Origin of the sequence: Streptomyces sp. NPDC092045, assembly GCF_044756005.1 — a bacterium.
In the GTDB taxonomy this organism is placed as follows: Bacteria; Actinomycetota; Actinomycetes; order Streptomycetales; family Streptomycetaceae; genus Streptomyces.
The window spans coordinates 299,082-318,147 of the sequence record NZ_JBIVSC010000003.1; the positions used below are offsets into that span (position 1 = coordinate 299,082).

Here is a 19,066-nt window from a genome sequence, read left to right on the forward strand (position 1 = left end):
CTCCCATACGGGAGGCGCGAAACCCGCCACGGATCCGGCCGGCCGCCGCCGAGCCGCGTTCAGCCGACCGGATCCCCCGGCGCACAACGAGCACCACCTTGGACGAGGAGAGTGGAATGCGCACTTCCAGCAGCAGACGCGGGCGCCGCACGGCGGCAGCGGCGGTCGCCGTCGTCATGACCGGCACGGCCCTGCTCACCGGCTGTGGCGGCGACGGCGACGACGACGGCGCCAAGAGCGGCGGCACGATCACGCTGCGGGTCGGGACCTTCGGTTCCTTCGGCTACGACGACAAGACCGGCGCCAAGCTCTACGCCGAGTACGAGAAGACCCACCCCGGCATCAAGATCGAGGAGTCGAACGTCGCCGACGGGCAGAAGTACTGGGACACGCTGAAGCTGCGCCTCTCCCGCAACAGCGGACTCGCGGACGTCCAGGCGATCGAGGTCGGCTACATCGCCGAGGCGACCGGCCCCACCATGGCGGACAAGTGGGTCGACCTGGGCAAGGAGGGCGGCGCGAAGCTCGACGCCTTCCTCGACTGGAAGGTGAAGCAGGCGACCACCGCCGACGGCAGCGTGATCGGCCTCGGCACCGACATCGGCCCCATGGCCGTCTGCTACAACAAGGACCTCTTCGCCAAGGCCAAGCTGCCCACCGACCGCGACGCCGTCGGGAAGCTGTGGGCCGGCGACTGGTCCAAGTTCCTGGAGACCGGCAAGACCTACCAGAAGAACGCGCCCGCCGGCACCGCCTTCCACGACTCGGCGAGCGGCCTCTTCAACGCGGTCGTCTCCAGCGACCCGGTGCAGTACGCCGACGCGAGCGGCAACCTCGACTGGGAGAACAGTCCCGGCGTGAAGAAGGCCTGGAACACCGCCGTCGCGGCGGCGCAGGGCGGACTCACCGCCAAGCTGCGCCAGTTCGACGAGAAGGGCACCTGGAACGCGGCCTTCAAGAACTCGAAGTTCGCCACCGTCGCCTGCCCGAGCTGGATGACCGGCATCATCAAGGACCAGGCGGGGCCCGCCAACCAGGGCAAGTGGGACATCGCCGCGCCGCCGGTGGCCGGCAACTGGGGCGGCGCCTTCCTCGCCGTGCCGAAGTCCGGGAAGCACGCCAAGGAGGCGGCCGAGCTCGCCGCCTGGCTGACCGCCCCGGAGCAGCACGCCAAGGTGTTCGCGGTGAACGGCAACATCCCCTCGTCCAAGGACACGCTGACCTCGGTCGCCGTCCAGGAGGCCAAGCTGCCGTACTTCGGCGACACCCCGGTCGGCAAGATCTTCTCCGGCGCCGCGGCCAGGATCACGCCCGCGAGCATCAGCCGCTACGACGGCCAGGTGAAGACCTTCCTCACCGACAACGGCATCCTCGACATCGAGCAGCGCGGCACCGACCCGGCCAAGGCCTGGGAGAACGTCAAGAAGCTGGTCGACGACAAGATCGACCAGTAGCGGGGGCCGCGTGCCGGTCCGCCGCCGCCTGCCGGGCGGCGGACCGGCACCGTCCGCACCGGCGCACGCATCGACCTGGAAGGACGCCCCCGTGGCCACCTCCGTCCGGACGCGGTCCGACGGCTCCCCGCCGCCCGCCGCCCCGACCTCCTCCCCCGGCCCGCACGGCCGCAGCCCCGCCCCCGGCGGCTGGCGCAGCACCCTCTACCGCTGGGACCTGAAGGCGGTCCCGTACGTCTTCGTCGCCCCCTTCTTCCTCACCTTCGCCGCCTTCGGCCTCTTCCCCCTGATCTACACCGGCTGGCTCTCCCTGCACCGGGTGGAGCTCGGCGGCGGGGCCGAGTGGAAGGGCCTGGAGAACTACACCGACCTCGCGACCAGCGAGTTCTTCTGGAACGCGCTCGTCAACACCTTCACCATCGGGGTGATCTCGACCGTCCCGCAGCTGCTCATGGCCCTGGGCCTGGCGCACCTGCTGAACTACAAGCTGCGGGGCCGCGGCTTCTTCCGGGTCGCGATCCTCGCCCCGTACGCCACCTCGATCGCGGCGGCGACCCTGGTCTTCGCCCAGCTGTTCAACACCGACTACGGGATGATCAACAGCCTCCTGGAGTGGACCGGCGTCGGCCCGGTCGACTGGGAGGCGTCCAAGTGGCCCGCGCAGATCGCCATCTCGACGATCGTGACCTGGCGCTGGACCGGCTACAACGCGCTGATCTACCTGGCCGCCATGCAGGCCGTGCCGCAGGACCTGTACGAGGCGGCCTCCCTGGACGGGGCCTCGCGCTGGCGCCAGTTCCTCAGCGTCACCATCCCCTCCATCCGGCCCACCATCCTCTTCACCGTCGTCGTCTCCACCATCGGCGCCACCCAGCTCTTCGGGGAGCCGATGCTCTACGGCGGCAGCGTCGGCATCAGCGGCGGCAGCGGCAACCAGTTCCAGACGCTGAGCCTGCTGATGTACGAGAAGGGGTGGGTCACCGGCGCCCTCGGGCAGGCCTCGGCCATCGCCTGGGTGATGCTGCTGCTCCTGCTGCTCGTCGGCGGCGTCCAGGCGCTCGTCGCCCGCCACAACCGCAAGAAGCTGGGGGGCTGACCCATGGCGCGCACACTCGACACGCCCCGCCCGAAGGACCCGGTGGCCGGAAGGCCCGCGCGCGGCCGGCGCTTCCGCCGGACGGCCGGGAAGCAGCACCACGCCGGACCGCTCACGTACGTCCTGCTCGCCCTCGCCGCGGTGGTCTCGCTCTTCCCGCTGTACTGGAACGTGGTCGCCGCCTCGCACACCGGCGAGCGGGTCGTGGAGGCCCCGGCGCCGCTGCTGCCCGGCCCCCGCCTGTTCGACAACCTCACCTTCGCCTGGAACCAGGTCGACATGGGCGAGGCCCTGGTCAACACGACGATCGTGGCGAGCCTGGTGGCCGTGTCCACCGTCCTCTTCTCCACGCTCGCCGGCTTCGCCTTCGCCAAACTGCCCTTCCGGGGCCGCACGATGCTGCTCTCGCTGGTGGTCGCCACCATGACGATCCCGCCGCAGCTCAGCGTCATCCCGCTCTACCAGATCGTCACGGACCTGGGCTGGGTCGACCAGCTCCAGTCGGTGGTCCTGCCCTCGCTCGTCGCCGCCTTCGGCGTGTTCTTCATGCGCCAGTTCCTCGTGGAGGCGCTGCCCGTGGAGCTGGTGGAGGCGGCCCGGATGGACGGCGCGCACAGCCTCCGGGTGATCTGGCACGTGGTCTTCCCGGTGGCCCGGCCCGCGATGGCGGTGCTCGGCATGCTGGTCTTCGTCCAGTCGTGGAACGACTTCTTCTGGCCGTTCATCGCGCTCACCCCGGACGGCAACCCCACCCTCCAGGTGGCGCTCGCCGGGCTCGGCGCGGGCAACCACAGCGTGGACCACGCCATCGTGCTGACCGGCGCCCTGATCTCCACCGTGCCGCTGCTGCTCGTCTTCGCCTTCCTCGGCAAGCACATCGTGGGCGGCATCACGGCCGGCGCCGTCAAGAGCTGACCGGCCCCCCACCCACCAGAACGTACCGATCCCGCACCAGCGTTGGGAGCGCCCTCCTATGACCGCGTCCGAAACCCGGCCGCTCACCGCCATCCGCTCGTTCCCGCCCGGCTTCCTCTGGGGCGCGGCCACCGCCGCGTACCAGATCGAGGGAGCGGCGGCGGAGGACGGCCGTACCCCGTCCATCTGGGACACCTTCTCGCACACCCCGGGCAAGGTCTTCGAGGGCCACACCGGCGACGTGGCCGTGGACCACTACCACCGGTTCCGCGAGGACGTCGCCCTCATGTCCGAACTGGGCCTGAACGCCTACCGGTTCTCCGTCTCCTGGTCCCGGGTGCAGCCCACCGGGCGCGGTCCCGCCGTCCAGAAGGGTCTGGACTTCTACCGGGCGCTGGTGGACGAGCTGCTGGCCGCCGGGATCGAGCCGGCCCTGACGCTCTACCACTGGGACCTGCCGCAGGAGCTGGAGGACGCGGGGGGCTGGCCGGAGCGGTCGACCGCCGAGCGGTTCGCCGAGTACGCGGGGATCGTCGCGGACGCCGTCGGCGACCGGGTCTCCCGGTGGACCACGCTCAACGAGCCCTGGTGCAGCGCCTTCCTGGGGTACGGCTCCGGGGTGCACGCGCCGGGCCGCACCGACCCGGTGGCCGCCCTGCGCGCGGCCCACCACCTGAACCTGGGGCACGGGCTCGCGGTCCAGGCGCTGCGGGCCGCGCTGCCTGCGGACCGGCGGCAGCTCTCCGTCTCCCTCAACCTGCACGAGGTGCGGCCGCTGACCGGTTCCGCCGGGGACCTGGACGCGGTCCGCCGCATCGACGCCGTCGGCAACCGGATCTGGCTGGGCCCGATGCTGGAGGGCGCCTACCCCGAGGACCTGCTCGCCGACACCGCGCACCTCACCGACTGGTCCTTCGTGCGGGACGGGGACGCGGCGGCGGCGAACCAGCCGCTGGACCTGCTGGCGGTCAACTACTACGCGCCGACCCTGGTGTCGGAGGTCGCGGAGGGCGCCGAGAAGCCGCAGGACGACGGGCACGGCGACAGTCCGCACTCCCCGTGGCCGGGGGCGGACCGGGTGGCGTTCCACCGGGCGCCGGGCGAGCGGACGGCGATGGGCTGGCCGGTCGACGCGGGCGCGCTGTACGACCTGCTGCGGCGGGTGTCCGCCGCACATCCCGGTCTTCCGCTGGTGATCAGCGAGAACGGGGCGGCGTACGAGGACGTGGTCGGCCCGGACGGTTCGGTGCACGACCCGGAGCGGGCCGCCTACGTGCACGCGCACCTGGAGGCGGTGCACCGGGCGCTCGCGGACGGCGTGGACGTGCGCGGCTACTTCCTGTGGTCGCTGCTCGACAACTTCGAGTGGGCCTACGGCTACGCGAAGCGGTTCGGGGCGGTCCGGGTGGACTACGACACCCTGGAGCGGACGCCGAAGTCGAGCGCCCGCTGGTACGCGCGGGTGGCGCGGTCGGGCGAGCTGACGGCCCCGGACGCGGGCTGACGGTTCCGGACGCGGGACAGGAACGCGCGGAGGGCCGTGCCGGATCACCGGCACGGCCCTCGGGGCGTCCTGACCGGACGTCAGATGTCGATCACCCGGTAGCCGATGACGTAGACGCCGCCGGAGCCCTCGACGGTGCGCCACTGGGTCTCGGCGCCGACCTCGGAGCCGGTGACCAGGGTGGCGCCGAGCTTGTCGTCGCCGCCGAAGGAGTCCTGGTCCCACAGGGTCAGGGTGCGGGCCTGCTGCTTGCCCAGGATCAGGGCCGCGTTGCCGTTGCCGTCGGCCATGGAGCGGACGTAACCGGTGCCCATGGTCTGGTACTTGAGTCCGCCGCCGGGCCAGACCTTGACGGCGTTGCCGTTGGCGTCGGTGATCTTGAGGTAGGCCTCGTCGTGGTCGCCCTCGCTGTTCTTCTGGCAGTGCAGCTCGACGAGCTCGATCCGCACGTAGTCGATCGGCTCGGCGTGCGCGGTGCCGGCGAAGGCGCCGAGGCCTCCGAGTCCGAGCAGAGCGGCGGCGGCCAGTCGGGCGGCTCGGTTCTTGCGCATGTGGTGTCCCCCCACACATCGGGTCACGGGTGTGACGTGGAGTCCGGTCCGCCTTCCCCGGCGGTCCCGGTGTGCCGTTTCCCCCCGGCACGACACCCACTGTGCCCCGCTCCCCCGGCCCGGTTCTACGCGCGTTCCACTGGCCGGAACGGGCGCCGTCGGAGAATTCCGTCAGGGTACGAGGACGGTCGGCGGGAGCGGTCTCCGCCGGCCGCCGCCGGCGAGCGCGCGGGTGATCGCGGCGCCGGCCCCGGCGACGGCGTGGGCGAGCGCGTCGAGCCGGCGGCCCGCCGGGACCATGGCGGCGAGCGCGGCGACCGTGCGGCCGTCCGGGGCGCGGACCGGCAGCGAGGCGCAGCACACCCCTTCCATCACGTCCTCCCGGTCGAGGACGGCGCCGCCCCTCAGGGGTCCCCGCAGGGCCCTTCCGGCGGCCGTGTCGAGCCGGAACGCGAGTCCGTCCCGTACGGGCAGGAGGGGTTCCAGGTCCCCCGGCACCGAGCCGACCGTGAGTGCGGTCTCCTCGCGGAGCACGACGAGGACGACGCTCGCGCCGGTGGCGGCCCGCAGGCGCTGGAGCGGCAGCCGGGCGGCGGGGCGGAGGCCGGGGTGGGGTTCCCAGGCCTGGCCGAGGCGGTAGAGCTGCGGGCCGACCCGGTAGCGGTTCCCGGTCCGCTCGACGGCGCCGACGGCGACGAGCTGGTCGAGCAGCCGGTGGACGCTGCCCTTGGGCACCCCGCAGGCGAGGGCCAGTTCGGTCACCCCGGCCTCGTCGCCGTTCCGGCGGAGGGCGTCGAGCAGGGCGAAGGCCCCTTCGAGCACGCCCCGGCCGCTCCGGCCGCGCGGGCCCCGCCCGTCTCCGTCCCGCGCCCCGGCGCGGTCCGCCCCCGGCCCCGCATCCGTATCCGTATCCGTATCCGTAGTCGTGTGCGTAGTCGTGTGCGCGTCCGTGTCCATGAGTCCCCCTCACTTCGCACGCCCGGCCGTGGTCCCCCGACGGCACGGCTCCGGGCACGTCTCCCACCATGCCGCAGACCGGACGTTCCGGCGAAGGGGCTCGGACCGCGCGTCGTGGCGCGAACACGCCGATGTTCCGATACGTCCCCTCTAGGGTGTGCCCTCATGAAAGATGCCCTTCCGCCCGTTTTCCGGTCGCGCCGCCGGACCGCCGGCTTCACGGCCGGGGCCGTCTCCGCGGCGGTGCTCGCGACCGCGTTCGTGACCGCCCCGTCCCCGCCGTCCCCTCCGGCGCCGCCGTCCGCGCCCCGCGCCGCCGAGCAGGACTCCAAGGCCCGGGGAAATCCCTGGATCCGCCCCGCCGGGGCGCCGCTGACCGTGTTCGCCCACCGGGGGGCCTCCTCCGCCGCGCCCGAGAACACGCTGGTCGCCGGCGAGGTCGCCCGGCGGGGCGGGGCGAAGTGGATCGAGAACGACGTCCAGCCGAGCAGCGACGGCGTGCCGTACGTCCTGCACGACGCGACCGTCGACCGGACCACCGACGGGACGGGCCCGATCCGGTCCCTGTCCTCCGCCCGGCTGGACGCCCTGGACGCGGGCTCCTGGTTCGCACCGGTCTACGCCGGCGCCCGCGTCCCGACCCTGGCCGCCCAGCTCGCGGACCTGCGGGAGCGCGGCGGCAACCTGCTCCTGGAGATCAAGGGCCGGCACAGCCGCGACGAGGTGGCCCGGATCGTGCGGGAGGTCGAAGAGCAGGCCATAACGCGCCGGGTCTTCGTGCAGAGCTTCGACGTCCCGTCCCTGCGGTACGCGCGCGAGCTGGCGCCCGAACTCCCGCTCGGCCTCCTGCGCGACGCGTTGGACGCCGATCCGGTCGCGGTCGCGGCGGATCTCGGCCTCACCGCGTACAACGTCTCGCACGTCGCCCTGGCCGGCCGGCCGGAGGTGGTCGGCGAGCTGCACGCGGCGGGCGTGGCGGTCAACGTCTGGACGGTCGACGCCCCCGCCCGCTGGAAGACGATGGACGCCCTCGGCGTGGACGGCGTCATCACCAACCGGCCCGCCGAGCTGGCGGGCTGGACGGCGGGACGGAGCGCGGGCCGGGGCCCGTCCCTCTGAGCGGACGTCGAGGACGCCGTTCCTCGCGGTGGGGAGGACGCTCGCGAGATGCGGTGCGGCCCGGTCGGCGGTCGTCGGATCCGGCCCGGCCGTATCGGGCCAGGGCCGCGCGCAGCAGCCGGACGTACGGGCTCCAGCGCGCGGGCCGGGCCGGCGCCCCGGCGCGGTCCAGGCCGTCCTCCACCAGGGCGTCGTGCAGCGGGCGGTAGAGGAGGGGCCAGGTCAGGCGGGCCGCTCCCGTGGTCCGCATCGACAGGGTGTGCCGCAGCAGGGTGCGCCGCGCGTCGACCGGGACCACGGTGAACTCGTGGAAGCCGTGGAACCCGGGCGGCCCGGTGAAGACGAACCGCACGCGCGCGCCGGGCTCGTACGCGGTGACGGTGTACCGGATCGGCCCGTGCCCTCCGGCGGAACCGGGCGACAGCCCGCGGTCGAGCCGCAGGGCGGGCCAGTGCGCCGACGGCCAGAGCCGGTCCTCGGGACCGGCGGAGAGGGTGTCGAGCAGCTCACCCATCGCGTCGGCGGTCGTCGCGACCAGGCGTTCGTGCACGTTGTGGACGGCCATGGGTCTCCTCGCGGGCAGAGTGCGGTCACGTATTAGAGACATGCCTCCAATATCGATGTGGAGGATACTCTCCGATTCATGGCCCGACCACCCCGCTTCGACAGCGCCCAGATCCTCGACGCCGCCGTCCTGCTCGCCGCCGCCGGAGGGCCGGCCGCCGTCACCATGTCCGCCGTCGCCCAGGCGATCGGCGCGCCCAGCGGCTCCGTCTACCACCGCTTCGCGGGACGTCCGGAGCTGCTCGCCGAGACGTGGCTGCGGACCGTCGAGCAATTCCAGGAGGGGTACGCCGAGGCCCTCGACCGCGAGCCCGACCCGCACCGGGCCGCCCGCGCGGCCGCCCGGCACGTCGTCGCCTGGAGCCGGGCCCACCCGCGGCAGGCCGCGGTCCTGCTGTACGGCGCGGGGGACTTCGGACAGGCCGACTGGTCCGCGGAGCACCGGGCGCGGGCGGACAGGGGCAACCGCCGCACGCTCGCCCGGCTGGCCGCGCTGGGCACGGCCCTCGGCACGACCGGGCCGCGGGACCGCGAGCGGATCGCCCTCGCCGTGGTCGAGGTCCCGCTGAGCCTGGTCCGCCGCCACCTGCGCGCCGGCGCGGACCTGCCGCCGTACGCCGAGGACCTGGCCGAGGAGAGCGCCGCGGCGCTGCTCGGCGCCGCCGGCTGAAGCCTGATCCGAGAGACGGGACCCGGACCGGAGGGGCGGCCGGGGACCGGAGGGGCGGCCCCGCCCTTCCGGTTCCGGGCGGCCCCGCCCTTCCGGTTCCGGGCCGCCCCGGTCGTCCGCGCTCCTTCCGCCGCCCAGGAGGCGGTGCCGGAGGGCGTGGGCCTCGATGTCGTCGACGAAGGCCCGGACCATGATCGCGTGGGTGAGCACGACGGTTCCGGGCTCGATCAGGCCGTCCTCGCCGTCGCTGCCGACCGCCTGGACCGTGCGCTCGCCGGACGGGTCGACGAGACCGGCGTCCCGTACGCCGCACACGTCCGCGCGGTCGCGCCGGGTCAGGAGGGCGTGCCGGTGCCCGGGGCGGGGCCGTCGAGTTCGGCCAGGAGGTCCGGGTTGACCACGCGCAGGATCGTCGCGATCCGGTCGGGGTCGGCGGCGGGCCAGAGGACGGCGCGGGCCGCGCGGTACTTGGCGGCGAGCCGTTCCCGCTGGTCGGGCGGGAGCGCCGCGGACCGGTCGGTGCGGCTGTTGTGCGCGTTGTCGGCGATCTTCACGAGGGTGGCGTCGGGGTCGGCGGTGATCTGCCGGACCTTCTCCTCGTACGTGAGGTCCGGCCGGTTGGTGACGGCCTCGACGAGGGCGACGACCCGGTCCGGGATCCCGGCGGCGCGGAGCCGCTCGGCCGTCCACTCGGTGTCCTCGACGACGTCGTGCAGCAGCCCGGCCATGGCCAGGTGCGTGCCGAGGGGTTCCAGGCCGGCCGCGACCGCGCGGACGTGTGCGACGTACGGGACGCCGGTCTTGTCGACCTGTCCGGCGTGCGCGCGGTCGGCCAGTGCGTCCACCTCGGCGAGAGTCTTCATGCCCCCATGATGGCGGGGCGCGGCGGACGGCGCGGCGACGGGTCCCGGGCTGCCGACACATGTTCGTCACACGGGAACGGGAATGCCCGTCCGGAGGGGGCCCGTTGCCGGGTGCATGAATCTCGGAGCAACGCTCAGTTCGACCTCCCGTCAGCTTCCGATCGACGACACGGTGCGGCTCGCGCGGGAGGCGCGCGACGCCGGCCTGCACTCCGCGTGGTTCGGCCAGTCCTTCGCGTACGACTCGCCCTCGCTCGCCGCGATCGTCGGGCGCGAGGTGCCGGGCCTCCAGGTCGGGACGGCCGCGATCCCGGTCTTCGGCCGGCACCCGCTGGTCGTCTCGGCCCAGGCGCAGACGGCGCAGGCCGCCACCGGCGGCCGCTATCACCTCGGGCTCGCCCTCGGCACCCGCCATCTGACCGAGACCGCCTTCGGCCTCCCGTACGAGCGGCCGATCGGGCTGCTCAGGGAGTTCCTCACGGCCCTGCGTCCGCTCCTGGAGACGGGCCGCGCCGACTTCCGCGGGGAGCTGCTGACGGCCACCACCCCGTACTCGGCGTCGGTGCCGGGCGCCGAGCCGCCGGTGCCGGTCCTGGTCGCCGCCATGGGGCCGCAGGCGCTGCGGGTCAGCGGTGAACTCGCCGACGGCATCCTGCCGTTCCTGGCCGGCCCCCGGGCGCTCGCCGAGCACATCGTGCCCGCGGTCAACGCGGCGGCCGAGGCGGCGGGCCGTCCCGCGCCCCGGGTCGTGGCCCTCGTGCCGGGCGTGGTCACGTCCGACGCGGACGCCGTCCGGGAGGCCTCGGCCGAGGCCCTCGCGCTCTACGAGAAGATCCCCTCCTACCGGCGGGTGATCGAGCTGTCGGGGGCCGAGCGGGCCGCCGGCCTGGCCCTGATCGGCGACGAGGAGACCGTGGCCGAGGGGGTACGGCGCTACCGCGAGGCGGGGGCGACGGAGGTGGTGTTCACCGCGACGGAGGTGAACGGCGAGGAGGACCGGCGCCGCACCTGGAAGCTGCTCGGGGAGCTGTCCTCCTCCTCTTCCTAGGGCTTGCCCCGGGGCCCCTTTTCCCAGGACTTGCCCGCCGCGGGCCGTTCCGGTTCGCCCTCACCCTCGCCCTCGGTGTCCAGGTGGGGCAGGATCCGGTCGAGGCGGCGCGGCAGCCACCAGGCGTGGCTGCCGAGGAGGGTCATCACGGCGGGGACGAGCAGCAGGCGGACCACGGTGGCGTCGATGAGGACGCTGGCGGCGAGGCCGAGGCCGAGCATCTTGACGACGATGTTGTCGGAGACGACGAAGGCCGCGAAGACGCTGACCATGATGAGCGCGGCGCAGGTGATGACGCGGGCGGTGATCTCCAGGGCGTGGGCGACCGCCGCCTTGGGGTCGCCGGTGCGCAGCCAGGCCTCGCGGACGCGGGACAGCAGGAAGATCTCGTAGTCCATGCTCAGGCCGAAGACGATGGCGAACATCATCATCGGGACGTAGCTCTCGATGGGCACCTTGCCGGAGACGCCGAGCGCGGGTCCGCCCCAGCCCCACTGGAAGACGGCGACGACCACGCCGTAGGAGGCGGCGATGGAGAGGACGTTGAGGACGGCGGCCTTGAGGGCGACGAGGAGGCCTCTGAAGACGATCAGGATGACGAGGAAGGCGAGGCCGACGACCACGGCGATGATCAGCGGGAGCCGGCTGGAGACGATGTCGAGGAAGTCGACCTGGGCCGCCGTGGTGCCGGTGACGTAGGTCTTCGCCCCGGTCCCGGCCACCGCCTGCGGCAGCACGTCGTCGACGAGGCGGTCCGTGAGTTCGGTGGTCCGTTCGTCCTGCGGGGAGGCGACCGAGTAGGCGGTCCCGACGAGGACCTGGCCGTCGGAGGTGGGCTGGAGGGGGGTGACGGAAGCGGCGTCGGGGACGTCGGCCAGGGACTGCTGGAGCTTGGCGGCGAGGGCCGACCGGTCGTCGGCGGGGACGGCCGACTGGTCCACGACGAGGGTCAGGGGGCCGTTGGCGCCGGGGCCGAAGGCCGTGGAGACGAGGTCGTAGGCCCGCCGGTCGGTGAAGGACTCGGGGTCGGCTCCGTCGCCGATGTGGCCGAGCTGGATGAAGAGCAGCGGGAAGGCCAGGACGAGGAGGGCCAGGACTCCGCCGGTCAGGAACCACCAGGGCCGCCTCTCCACCCGTTGGGCGTAGCGGTGCCAGGTTCCGTGGGCGGGCGCTCCGGGTTCGGCGTCGGTCTCGGCGACGGGCTCGCGGAGGTGGTAGCGGTCGATGCGGCGGCCCGCGAGTCCGAGGAGGGCGGGGACGAGGGTGAGGGCGGAGAGGACGGCGGTGACGACGGTGAAGGCGGCGGCGAGCCCGAGTTTGCCGATGAAGGTGACGCCGGAGACCCACAGGCCGGACAGGGCGATGATGACGGTGCAGCCGGAGACCAGGACGGCGCGGCCGCTGGTGGTGGTCGCGAGGCCCGCCGAGTCGGCGGGATCGTGGCCGTTCATGAGGTTCTGGCGGTGCCGGGTGATGAGGAAGAGGGCGTAGTCGATGCCGACGCCGAGTCCGATCATCGTGGCGAGGGTGGGCGAGACGGTGCCGAAGGTGAAGGCGGCGGCCGCGAGGCCGAGGAGGGCGAGGCCGCAGACCGCTCCGAGGAGCGCCGTGACGAGGGGCAGGACGGCGGCGATCAGGCTGCCGAAGCCGATGACGAGGACCACGATCGCGACGGCGAAGCCGATGGCCTCGCTGGTGCGGTCGTCGGCCTCGGGGCGGGCCAGTTCGCCGAGGGTGCCGCCGTACTCGACGGTGACGCCGGCGTCCCGGAGCGGCTGGACGGCCGCGTCGACGCCGTTCAGGTAGTCGGTGCCGAGGGTGGAGGGCTGCACGCCGAAGCGGACGGTGATGTAGGCGGTCCTGCCGTCCGTGGAGAGCGGCCCGGTGTCGGGGGTTCCGGCGGGGGTGGCGGGCGGGGTGGTGCCCGGCGGCGGCAGCGGGTTCTGGGCGCTGAGGACGTCGGGCAGCTTCTCCAGGGCGGCGACGGTCGAGTCGACGGCGGACGCCTCGTCGGTGAGGGGACCCGAGGGCCGGTTCAGGACGATCTGGGCACCGTAGCCGCCGGCCGCGGGGTCGTGTGCCTCGAGGACGTCGAGCCCCTGTGCCGACTGGACTCCGGGGAGGTCGAAGTCGTCGGAGTACTGGCCGCCGACGGCCCGGTCGGTGAGCTGGAGGCCGACCATGGCGGCCAGCCACAGCGCGATGACGACGACGAAGTGGCGGGCGCACCAGTGGCCGGTGCGGTACAGGGCGCCCCTCGGCGGTGACGGCCGGCCCTCGGCCGGGGTTCCTGCGTTCATGGCGTGGCCGTGTCCCGGTAGGGAGTCCCCGAGCGGTTCCGGCGCCGGCGGCTTGCGGGCCGACCCGTCCATTGTTCGTCCGCGACCGCGCTTCGGCATCTCGACGGGGCGCGGGGCCCGGGCCGGGGTCCTTCAGGTCAGCAGGCGGTTGGGGTGGGAGGAGCGGCGGGCGGCGGAGAGGAGGGCGTGGATGCGGGGGCCCGCCTCGTCGATGTCGCTGACGGGGGTGGGGAAGGGCAGCCGGACGTCCTGGTGGCCGGTGGGGTGTTCGAGGCGCAGGGTGATGCCGTAGCGGTCCAGGGCGACGGGGAGGGCGCGGACCATGTCGCGGTCGGGGCGGGGCCGGACGAGGCGGAGCAGCAGGGGGACGAGCTCGGCGTGGTCGTCGACCAGATGGGTGAGCATGGCCGCCTCGCAGGTGGCCATGGGGTCGGGCTCGGTCGCCTGGAGTTCGTCGAGGGCGACGAAGGTGCGGCCGTCGGCGTCCTCCAGGAGGGCCTGGCCGAACTCCATGCACGTGCTGCGGGTCGCCTCGGACTCGTAGGGGGCGTCGAGGAGGCCGGTGAGGGTGACGCGGGCGCGGAGGCGGTCGCGGACCGGGGTGGGGGCGATGTCGGTGAGTTCGAGGCGCACGGGGAGGCGTGCGGTCCGTCCGGTGGGGCAGTCCCCGGAGGGGTCGTGCAGGTGGATGTGGCCCATCGGTCCCGTGCCGTCGAGGCGGTGCACCTCCTGCTCGCCGCCGTCTGTGACGACGGTCATGGAGTGGGCCGCGGTGAGGACGGAGCGCACGCGTTCGGCGGGGGTGGGGCGGGTGGCGCGGGTGCTGAGGGGGCGCATGCGGGTTCTCCCGGGGCAGGGGATGGAAAGGCCGAAGCAGCTACTTAGGCAAGCCTAACCTAACTCATCGTGGCGAAGAGAAGAAGGTCACAGTGGCGCGCTCTCCTGATCCTTTAGCGATCTCCCCTAGCATCCGAGCATGACGGTCCTGCCTGACGACGGGCTCTCCCTGGCGTCCGAATTCCCAGACGCGCCACATGAGCAGTGGCACAACCTCGTGGCGGGCGTCCTGCGCAAATCGGGCAAGGAGGTCTCCGGCGCCGAAGCCGAGGACGCCCTGTCCACCCTGCTGGAGGACGGCCTCGACACGCGCCCGCTGTACACCGCGCGCGACGCGGCGCCCGACCCCGGTCTGCCCGGCTTCGCGCCCTTCGTGCGCGGCGGCCGGGCCGAGGGCAACACCGCCGGCGGCTGGGACGTGCGCCAGCGGCACCTGGCGCCCGACAACGCCGCGGTCCTCTCCGACCTGGAGAACGGCGTCACCTCCCTGTGGCTGGGCGTCGGCGGCACGGCCGTCCCGGTCGACTCCCTCGCCGCGACCCTCGACGGCGTCTACCTCGACCTCGCGCCCGTCGTCCTCGACGCCGGCGACGAGACGACGGCCGCCGCCGAGCGCCTCTTCCGCCTGTACGAGGAGCGGGGCGTCGCCCCGGAGGCGGCCCGGGGCAACCTGGGCGCGGACCCGCTGGGCCACGAGGCCCGCACCGGCCGCCCCTCCTACGACCTCGCGTCCGTCGCCGGCCTCGCGCGCCGCTGCGCCGACGGGTACCCGGGCCTGCGGGCCCTGACCGTGGACGCCCTGCCGTACCACGAGGCCGGCGGCTCGGCCGCACAGGAGCTGGGCTGTTCGCTCGCGACGGGCGTGGCCTACCTGCGCGGACTCACCGGCGCGGGCCTGAGCGTCGCGGAGGCACTCGGGCAGATCGAGTTCCGCTACGCGGCCACCGCCGACCAGTTCCTGACGATCGCCAAGTTCCGCGCGGCGCGCCGGCTCTGGGCCCGGGTGGCCGAGGTCTCCGGCGCCCCGGAGGCGGGCGCGCAGCGCCAGCACGCGGTGACCTCGCCGGTGATGATGACGCGCCGCGACCCGTGGGTGAACATGCTGCGGACCACGATCGCCACGCTCGCCGCCGGGGTCGGCGGCGCGGAGAGCGTCACCGTGCTGCCCTTCGACGACGCGCTCGGCCTGCCGGACGCGTTCGCCCGCCGCATCGCCCGCAACACCTCCACCGTCCTCATCGAGGAGTCCCACCTCGCCCGGGTCATCGACCCGGCCGGCGGCTCCTGGTACGTGGAGCGGCTCACCGACGAGCTGGCCCACGCGGGCTGGGAGTTCTTCCGCGCGATCGAGCGGGAGGGCGGCCAGGAGGCCGCGCTGCGCTCCGGCTTCACCGGCGAGCGCCTGGCCGAGACCTGGGCGGCCCGGAGCAGGAAGCTCGCCACCCGCCGCGAACCGATCACCGGCGTCAGCGAGTTCCCGCACCTCGCGGAGAAGCCCGTCGAGCGCGCGCCCGCGCCCGAGCCGCCCTCCGGCGGCCTGCCCCGCGTCCGCCGCGACGAGGCGTACGAGGCGCTGCGCGCCCGCTCCGACGCCCACCTCGCGGCGACCGGCGCCCGGCCGAAGGTCTACCTGGCCGCGCTCGGCCCGGCGGCCGCGCACTCGGCCCGCCTGACGTTCGCCGCCAACCTCTTCCAGGCGGGCGGCATCGAGCCGGTCACCGAGGGCACGTTCGAGGAGAGCGGCGCCCGCGAGGCCTGCCTCTGCTCCAGCGACGCGCTGTACGAGGAGCGGGCGGAGGAGACCGCGGCCGGGCTGCGCGCGGCGGGGGCGGAGCACGTCCTCCTCGCCGGCCGCCCGGGGCGGTACTCCGGCGTCGACACGTACCTCTTCGCGGGCTGTGACGCCGTCGCCCTGCTCACCACCGCCCTCGACCGCATGGGAGTGTCCCGATGACCGTCCCCGACTTCTCCGGGATCGAACTCGGGTCCCCCGCCCGCGGCGCCGGCTCCGACGAGTGGCGCGCGGCCGTCAAGAAGGCCGCGGGCGGCGACGACCTGCTCTGGGAGACCCCGGAGGGCATCGGCGTCAAGCCGCTGTACACCGGGCACGACCTGGAGGGCCTCGACTTCCTGGACACCCGCCCGGGCATGGCGCCGTACCTGCGCGGCCCGTACCCGACGATGTACGTCAACCAGCCCTGGACGATCCGGCAGTACGCCGGCTTCTCCACCGCCGAGGAGTCCAACGCCTTCTACCGGCGCAACCTGGCGGCCGGCCAGAAGGGCCTGTCGGTCGCCTTCGACCTGCCGACCCACCGCGGCTACGACAGCGACCACCCGCGCGTCACCGGCGACGTCGGCATGGCGGGCGTCGCCATCGACTCGATCTACGACATGCGCCAGCTGTTCGACGGCATCCCGCTGGACCGCATGACGGTGTCGATGACGATGAACGGCGCGGTCCTTCCGGTCCTCGCGCTCTACATCGTGGCCGCCGAGGAGCAGGGCGTACCGCCCGAGAAGCTGGCCGGGACCATCCAGAACGACATCCTCAAGGAGTTCATGGTCCGCAACACGTACATCTATCCGCCCGGCCCCTCGATGCGGATCATCTCCGACATCTTCGCCTACACCTCGCAGCGGATGCCGCGCTACAACTCGATCTCCATCTCGGGTTACCACATCCAGGAGGCCGGCGCGACGGCCGACCTGGAGCTGGCGTACACGCTCGCGGACGGCGTCGAGTACATCCGCGCGGGCCGCGAGGCCGGGCTCGACGTGGACGCGTTCGCACCGCGCCTGTCGTTCTTCTGGGCGATCGGCATGAACTTCTTCATGGAGGTCGCCAAGCTGCGCGCGGCCCGCCTCCTGTGGGCCAAGCTGGTCAGGCAGTTCGACCCGAAGAACACCAAGTCGCTCTCCCTGCGGACGCATTCGCAGACCTCGGGCTGGTCCCTGACCGCGCAGGACGTGTTCAACAACGTCACCCGCACCTGCGTGGAGGCGATGGCGGCGACCCAGGGCCACACCCAGTCGCTGCACACCAACGCGCTCGACGAGGCCCTCGCCCTGCCGACCGACTTCTCCGCCCGCATCGCCCGCAACACCCAGCTCCTCCTCCAGCAGGAGTCGGGCACCTGCCGGACCATCGACCCGTGGGGCGGCAGCGCGTACGTCGAGCGGCTGACCTACGACCTCGCGCGCCGCGCCTGGCAGCACATCCAGGAGGTCGAGGGCGCCGGCGGCATGGCGAAGGCCATCGACGCGGGCATCCCCAAGCTGCGCGTGGAGGAGGCCGCGGCCCGCACCCAGGCCCGGATCGACTCCGGCCGGCAGCCGGTGATCGGCGTCAACAAGTACCGGGTGGAGACCGACGAGCAGATCGACGTGCTCAAGGTCGACAACTCCTCGGTGCGCGCCCAGCAGATCGCCAAGCTGCGGCGGCTGCGCGAGGAGCGGGACGAGACCGCCTGCCGGGACGCGCTCGACGCGCTCACCCGCGCGGCGGGCGGCGGGGGCAACCTCCTCGAACTGGCGGTGGACGCGGCCCGCGCCAAGGCCACCGTCGGCGAGATCTCGGACGCCCTGGAGAAGGTGTACGGGCGCCACGCGGGCCAGATCCGTACCATCTCCGGTGTGTACCGCAACGAGGCAGGGGAGTCGCCCTCCGTGGAGCGCACCCGGACCCTGGTGGACGCCTTCGGCGAGGCCGAGGGACGGCGTCCGCGCATCCTGGTCGCCAAGATGGGCCAGGACGGGCACGACCGCGGCCAGAAGGTGATCGCCACGGCCTTCGCCGACCTGGGCTTCGACGTGGACGTCGGCCCGCTGTTCCAGACCCCGGCCGAGGTCGCCCGTCAGGCCGTCGAGGCGGACGTGCACATCGTCGGGGTCTCCTCGCTGGCCGCGGGTCACCTGACCCTCGTGCCGGCGCTCCGGGAGGAGCTGGCGGCGGAGGGCCGCGAGGACATCATGATCGTGGTCGGCGGGGTGATTCCCCCGCAGGACGTGGCGACGCTCCTGGAGATGGGCGCGGCGGCGGTCTTCCCGCCCGGCACCGTCATCCCGGACGCGGCCCACGACCTGGTGACGCGCCTCGCCGCCGGCCTCGGGCACGACCTGTGATCGGACTCGACACGTACGTGAAGGGGGTGCTCGACGGGAAGCGCGCGCTGATCGCCCGGGCGATCACCCTCGTCGAGTCCACCCGGCCCCAGCACCGGGCCCTCGCCCAGGAGCTCCTCACCGAACTGCTGCCGCACAGCGGCCGGGCGGTGCGGATCGGCATCAGCGGGGTGCCCGGGGTGGGCAAGTCGACCTTCATCGACGCGTTCGGGACGATGCTGACCGGGCTCGGCCACCGGGTGGCGGTCCTCGCCGTCGACCCGTCGTCGAGCCGCACGGGCGGCTCCATCCTCGGCGACAAGACGCGGATGGAGCGGCTCGCCGTCGACCCGGCGGCCTTCGTCCGCCCCTCCCCCACCGCCGGCACGCTCGGCGGGGTCGCGAAGGCGACCCGGGAGTCGATCGTCGTCATGGAGGCGGCGGGGTACGACGTGGTCCTGGTGGAGACGGTGGGCGTCGGGCAGTCGGAGACGGCCGTCGCCAACATGGTCGACTCCTTCCTGCTGCTCACCCTGGCCCGCACCGGCGACCAGCTCCAGGGCATCAAGAAGGGCGTCCTGGAACTGGCCGACGTGGTCGCCGTCAACAAGGCGGACGGCCCGCACGAGCGCGACGCGCGGGCCGCCGCGCGCGAACTGGCGGGCGCGCTGCGGCTGATGCACGGCGCCGACGCGTTCTGGACGCCGCCGGTGCTCAGTTGCAGTGCCCGGGAGTCCTCGGGCCTCGACGAGGTGTGGGGCCGCCTGGAACGGCACCGCGCCCTGCTCGACTCCACCGGCCGGCTCACGGCCAAGCGCCAGGACCAGCAGGTCGACTGGACCTGGACCATGGTCCGCGAGGAGCTCCTCGACCGGCTGCGCACGAATCCGGCGGTCCAGGAGCTCGCCCCCCTGCTCGAACGGCAGGTCAGGAACGGCGAGTTGACGGCGACGCTGGCCGCCGAGCGCGTCCTGGGGGCGTTCGGCGACGGCCCCGGTCGCGTCGGCGACTGACGCCGGAGAACGGCTGACGCCGGGGGTGGCGGGACCGTAGGAGGTCGGTCCCGCCGCCCCCGGCGGGTTCT

15 protein-coding genes and 1 pseudogene are annotated in these 19,066 nt (G+C 73.6%); 10 read left to right on the top strand and 6 right to left on the bottom strand.

Features of this window, described 5'->3' with window-relative positions:
- Nucleotides 1–116 precede the first annotated feature (116 nt).
- The 4 genes from ACIQKA_RS11440 (at nucleotide 117) to ACIQKA_RS11455 (ending at nucleotide 4,969) form a co-directional block, all read left to right on the top strand.
- Nucleotides 117–1,454 carry an ABC transporter substrate-binding protein gene (locus ACIQKA_RS11440; RefSeq protein WP_383446930.1) on the top strand — a complete coding sequence of 446 codons (1,338 nt, stop codon included), beginning with the start codon at nucleotides 117–119 and terminating at the stop codon, nucleotides 1,452–1,454.
- Between the two features lie 91 nt (nucleotides 1,455–1,545).
- The gene (locus ACIQKA_RS11445; RefSeq protein WP_383446933.1) at nucleotides 1,546–2,550 is read left to right on the top strand and encodes a carbohydrate ABC transporter permease; all 1,005 of its coding nucleotides are present in this window, start codon (nucleotides 1,546–1,548) and stop codon (nucleotides 2,548–2,550) included.
- Between the two features lie 3 nt (nucleotides 2,551–2,553).
- Nucleotides 2,554–3,465, top strand: coding sequence for a carbohydrate ABC transporter permease (locus ACIQKA_RS11450; RefSeq protein WP_383431693.1), 912 nt, complete (start codon nucleotides 2,554–2,556; stop codon nucleotides 3,463–3,465).
- Nucleotides 3,466–3,523: 58 nt separating this feature from the next.
- Complete coding sequence (locus tag ACIQKA_RS11455) at nucleotides 3,524–4,969, top strand: GH1 family beta-glucosidase (protein ID WP_390108214.1); 1,446 nt, start codon at nucleotides 3,524–3,526, stop codon at nucleotides 4,967–4,969.
- Between the two features lie 80 nt (nucleotides 4,970–5,049).
- Here the strand turns inward: ACIQKA_RS11455 and ACIQKA_RS11460 are convergent, their stop codons facing one another.
- Nucleotides 5,050–5,520, bottom strand: coding sequence for a hypothetical protein (locus tag ACIQKA_RS11460; protein WP_383153860.1), 471 nt, complete (start codon nucleotides 5,518–5,520; stop codon nucleotides 5,050–5,052).
- Nucleotides 5,521–5,691: 171 nt separating this feature from the next.
- Nucleotides 5,692–6,342: an IclR family transcriptional regulator gene (locus ACIQKA_RS11465; RefSeq protein WP_383153858.1), complete on the bottom strand. Its 651-nt coding sequence runs from the start codon at nucleotides 6,340–6,342 to the stop codon at nucleotides 5,692–5,694.
- A 300-nt stretch (nucleotides 6,343–6,642) separates the two neighbouring features.
- On the opposite strand from ACIQKA_RS11465, the gene ACIQKA_RS11470 reads away from it, so the two are divergent.
- Nucleotides 6,643–7,596 carry a glycerophosphodiester phosphodiesterase family protein gene (locus tag ACIQKA_RS11470; protein ID WP_391094028.1) on the top strand — a complete coding sequence of 318 codons (954 nt, stop codon included), beginning with the start codon at nucleotides 6,643–6,645 and terminating at the stop codon, nucleotides 7,594–7,596.
- 94 nt (nucleotides 7,597–7,690) lie between these two features.
- On the opposite strand, the pseudogene ACIQKA_RS11475 reads toward ACIQKA_RS11470, so the two are convergent.
- A pseudogene (locus ACIQKA_RS11475) lies at nucleotides 7,691–8,161 on the bottom strand (SRPBCC family protein); the annotation flags it as partial.
- A gap of 78 nt (nucleotides 8,162–8,239) precedes the next feature.
- On the opposite strand from ACIQKA_RS11475, the gene ACIQKA_RS11480 reads away from it, so the two are divergent.
- On the top strand, nucleotides 8,240–8,830 hold the full coding sequence (locus ACIQKA_RS11480; RefSeq protein ID WP_383153853.1) for a TetR/AcrR family transcriptional regulator: 591 nt from the start codon (nucleotides 8,240–8,242) through the stop codon (nucleotides 8,828–8,830).
- Between the two features lie 335 nt (nucleotides 8,831–9,165).
- On the opposite strand, the gene ACIQKA_RS11485 is transcribed toward ACIQKA_RS11480, so the two are convergent.
- The gene (locus tag ACIQKA_RS11485; RefSeq protein ID WP_383153850.1) at nucleotides 9,166–9,693 is read right to left on the bottom strand and encodes an HD domain-containing protein; all 528 of its coding nucleotides are present in this window, start codon (nucleotides 9,691–9,693) and stop codon (nucleotides 9,166–9,168) included.
- Nucleotides 9,694–9,808: 115 nt separating this feature from the next.
- Here ACIQKA_RS11485 and ACIQKA_RS11490 point away from each other — a divergent pair, with 115 nt between their 5' ends.
- Nucleotides 9,809–10,741, top strand: a complete 933-nt coding sequence (locus ACIQKA_RS11490; protein ID WP_390108208.1) for a TIGR03564 family F420-dependent LLM class oxidoreductase — start codon at nucleotides 9,809–9,811, stop codon at nucleotides 10,739–10,741.
- Here the strand turns inward: ACIQKA_RS11490 and ACIQKA_RS11495 are convergent.
- Together ACIQKA_RS11495 and ACIQKA_RS11500 are read right to left on the bottom strand one after the other, a co-directional pair.
- The gene (locus ACIQKA_RS11495; protein ID WP_402540750.1) at nucleotides 10,738–13,041 is read right to left on the bottom strand and encodes an MMPL family transporter; all 2,304 of its coding nucleotides are present in this window, start codon (nucleotides 13,039–13,041) and stop codon (nucleotides 10,738–10,740) included. The genes ACIQKA_RS11490 and ACIQKA_RS11495 overlap by 4 nt on opposite strands.
- Before the next feature lie 132 nt (nucleotides 13,042–13,173).
- Nucleotides 13,174–13,878 (bottom strand): DUF2470 domain-containing protein, encoded by a 705-nt coding sequence (locus ACIQKA_RS11500; RefSeq protein ID WP_383153843.1) that lies wholly within the window; start codon nucleotides 13,876–13,878, stop codon nucleotides 13,174–13,176.
- Between the two features lie 139 nt (nucleotides 13,879–14,017).
- Here ACIQKA_RS11500 and ACIQKA_RS11505 point away from each other — a divergent pair, with 139 nt between their 5' ends.
- The 3 genes from ACIQKA_RS11505 to meaB are packed head-to-tail and all read left to right on the top strand — an operon-like array spanning nucleotide 14,018 to nucleotide 18,995.
- Nucleotides 14,018–15,832, top strand: a complete 1,815-nt coding sequence (locus ACIQKA_RS11505; RefSeq protein ID WP_383153840.1) for a methylmalonyl-CoA mutase family protein — start codon at nucleotides 14,018–14,020, stop codon at nucleotides 15,830–15,832.
- Complete coding sequence (gene scpA, locus ACIQKA_RS11510; RefSeq protein WP_383153838.1) at nucleotides 15,829–18,003, top strand: methylmalonyl-CoA mutase; 2,175 nt, start codon at nucleotides 15,829–15,831, stop codon at nucleotides 18,001–18,003. Before ACIQKA_RS11505 ends, scpA begins: the two co-directional genes overlap by 4 nt.
- Nucleotides 18,000–18,995, top strand: coding sequence for a methylmalonyl Co-A mutase-associated GTPase MeaB (gene meaB / locus ACIQKA_RS11515; protein WP_383431703.1), 996 nt, complete (start codon nucleotides 18,000–18,002; stop codon nucleotides 18,993–18,995). Before scpA ends, meaB begins: the two co-directional genes overlap by 4 nt.
- The last annotated feature ends 71 nt before the right edge of the window (nucleotides 18,996–19,066 follow it).

Bases quoted from the DNA above. Each gene is read 5' to 3' on its own strand.
- scpA (WP_383153838.1), top strand. From the start codon at position 15,829: ATGACCGTCCCCGACTTCTCCGGGATCGAACTCGGGTCCCCCGCCCGC.
- ACIQKA_RS11480 (WP_383153853.1), top strand. From the start codon at position 8,240: ATGGCCCGACCACCCCGCTTCGACAGCGCCCAGATCCTCGACGCCGCC.
- ACIQKA_RS11455 (WP_390108214.1), top strand. From the start codon at position 3,524: ATGACCGCGTCCGAAACCCGGCCGCTCACCGCCATCCGCTCGTTCCCG.
- ACIQKA_RS11495 (WP_402540750.1), bottom strand. From the start codon at position 13,041: ATGAACGCAGGAACCCCGGCCGAGGGCCGGCCGTCACCGCCGAGGGGC.
- ACIQKA_RS11485 (WP_383153850.1), bottom strand. From the start codon at position 9,693: ATGAAGACTCTCGCCGAGGTGGACGCACTGGCCGACCGCGCGCACGCC.
- ACIQKA_RS11505 (WP_383153840.1), top strand. From the start codon at position 14,018: ATGACGGTCCTGCCTGACGACGGGCTCTCCCTGGCGTCCGAATTCCCA.
- ACIQKA_RS11470 (WP_391094028.1), top strand. From the start codon at position 6,643: ATGAAAGATGCCCTTCCGCCCGTTTTCCGGTCGCGCCGCCGGACCGCC.
- ACIQKA_RS11500 (WP_383153843.1), bottom strand. From the start codon at position 13,878: ATGCGCCCCCTCAGCACCCGCGCCACCCGCCCCACCCCCGCCGAACGC.
- ACIQKA_RS11490 (WP_390108208.1), top strand. From the start codon at position 9,809: ATGAATCTCGGAGCAACGCTCAGTTCGACCTCCCGTCAGCTTCCGATC.
- ACIQKA_RS11440 (WP_383446930.1), top strand. From the start codon at position 117: ATGCGCACTTCCAGCAGCAGACGCGGGCGCCGCACGGCGGCAGCGGCG.
- ACIQKA_RS11450 (WP_383431693.1), top strand. From the start codon at position 2,554: ATGGCGCGCACACTCGACACGCCCCGCCCGAAGGACCCGGTGGCCGGA.
- ACIQKA_RS11460 (WP_383153860.1), bottom strand. From the start codon at position 5,520: ATGCGCAAGAACCGAGCCGCCCGACTGGCCGCCGCCGCTCTGCTCGGA.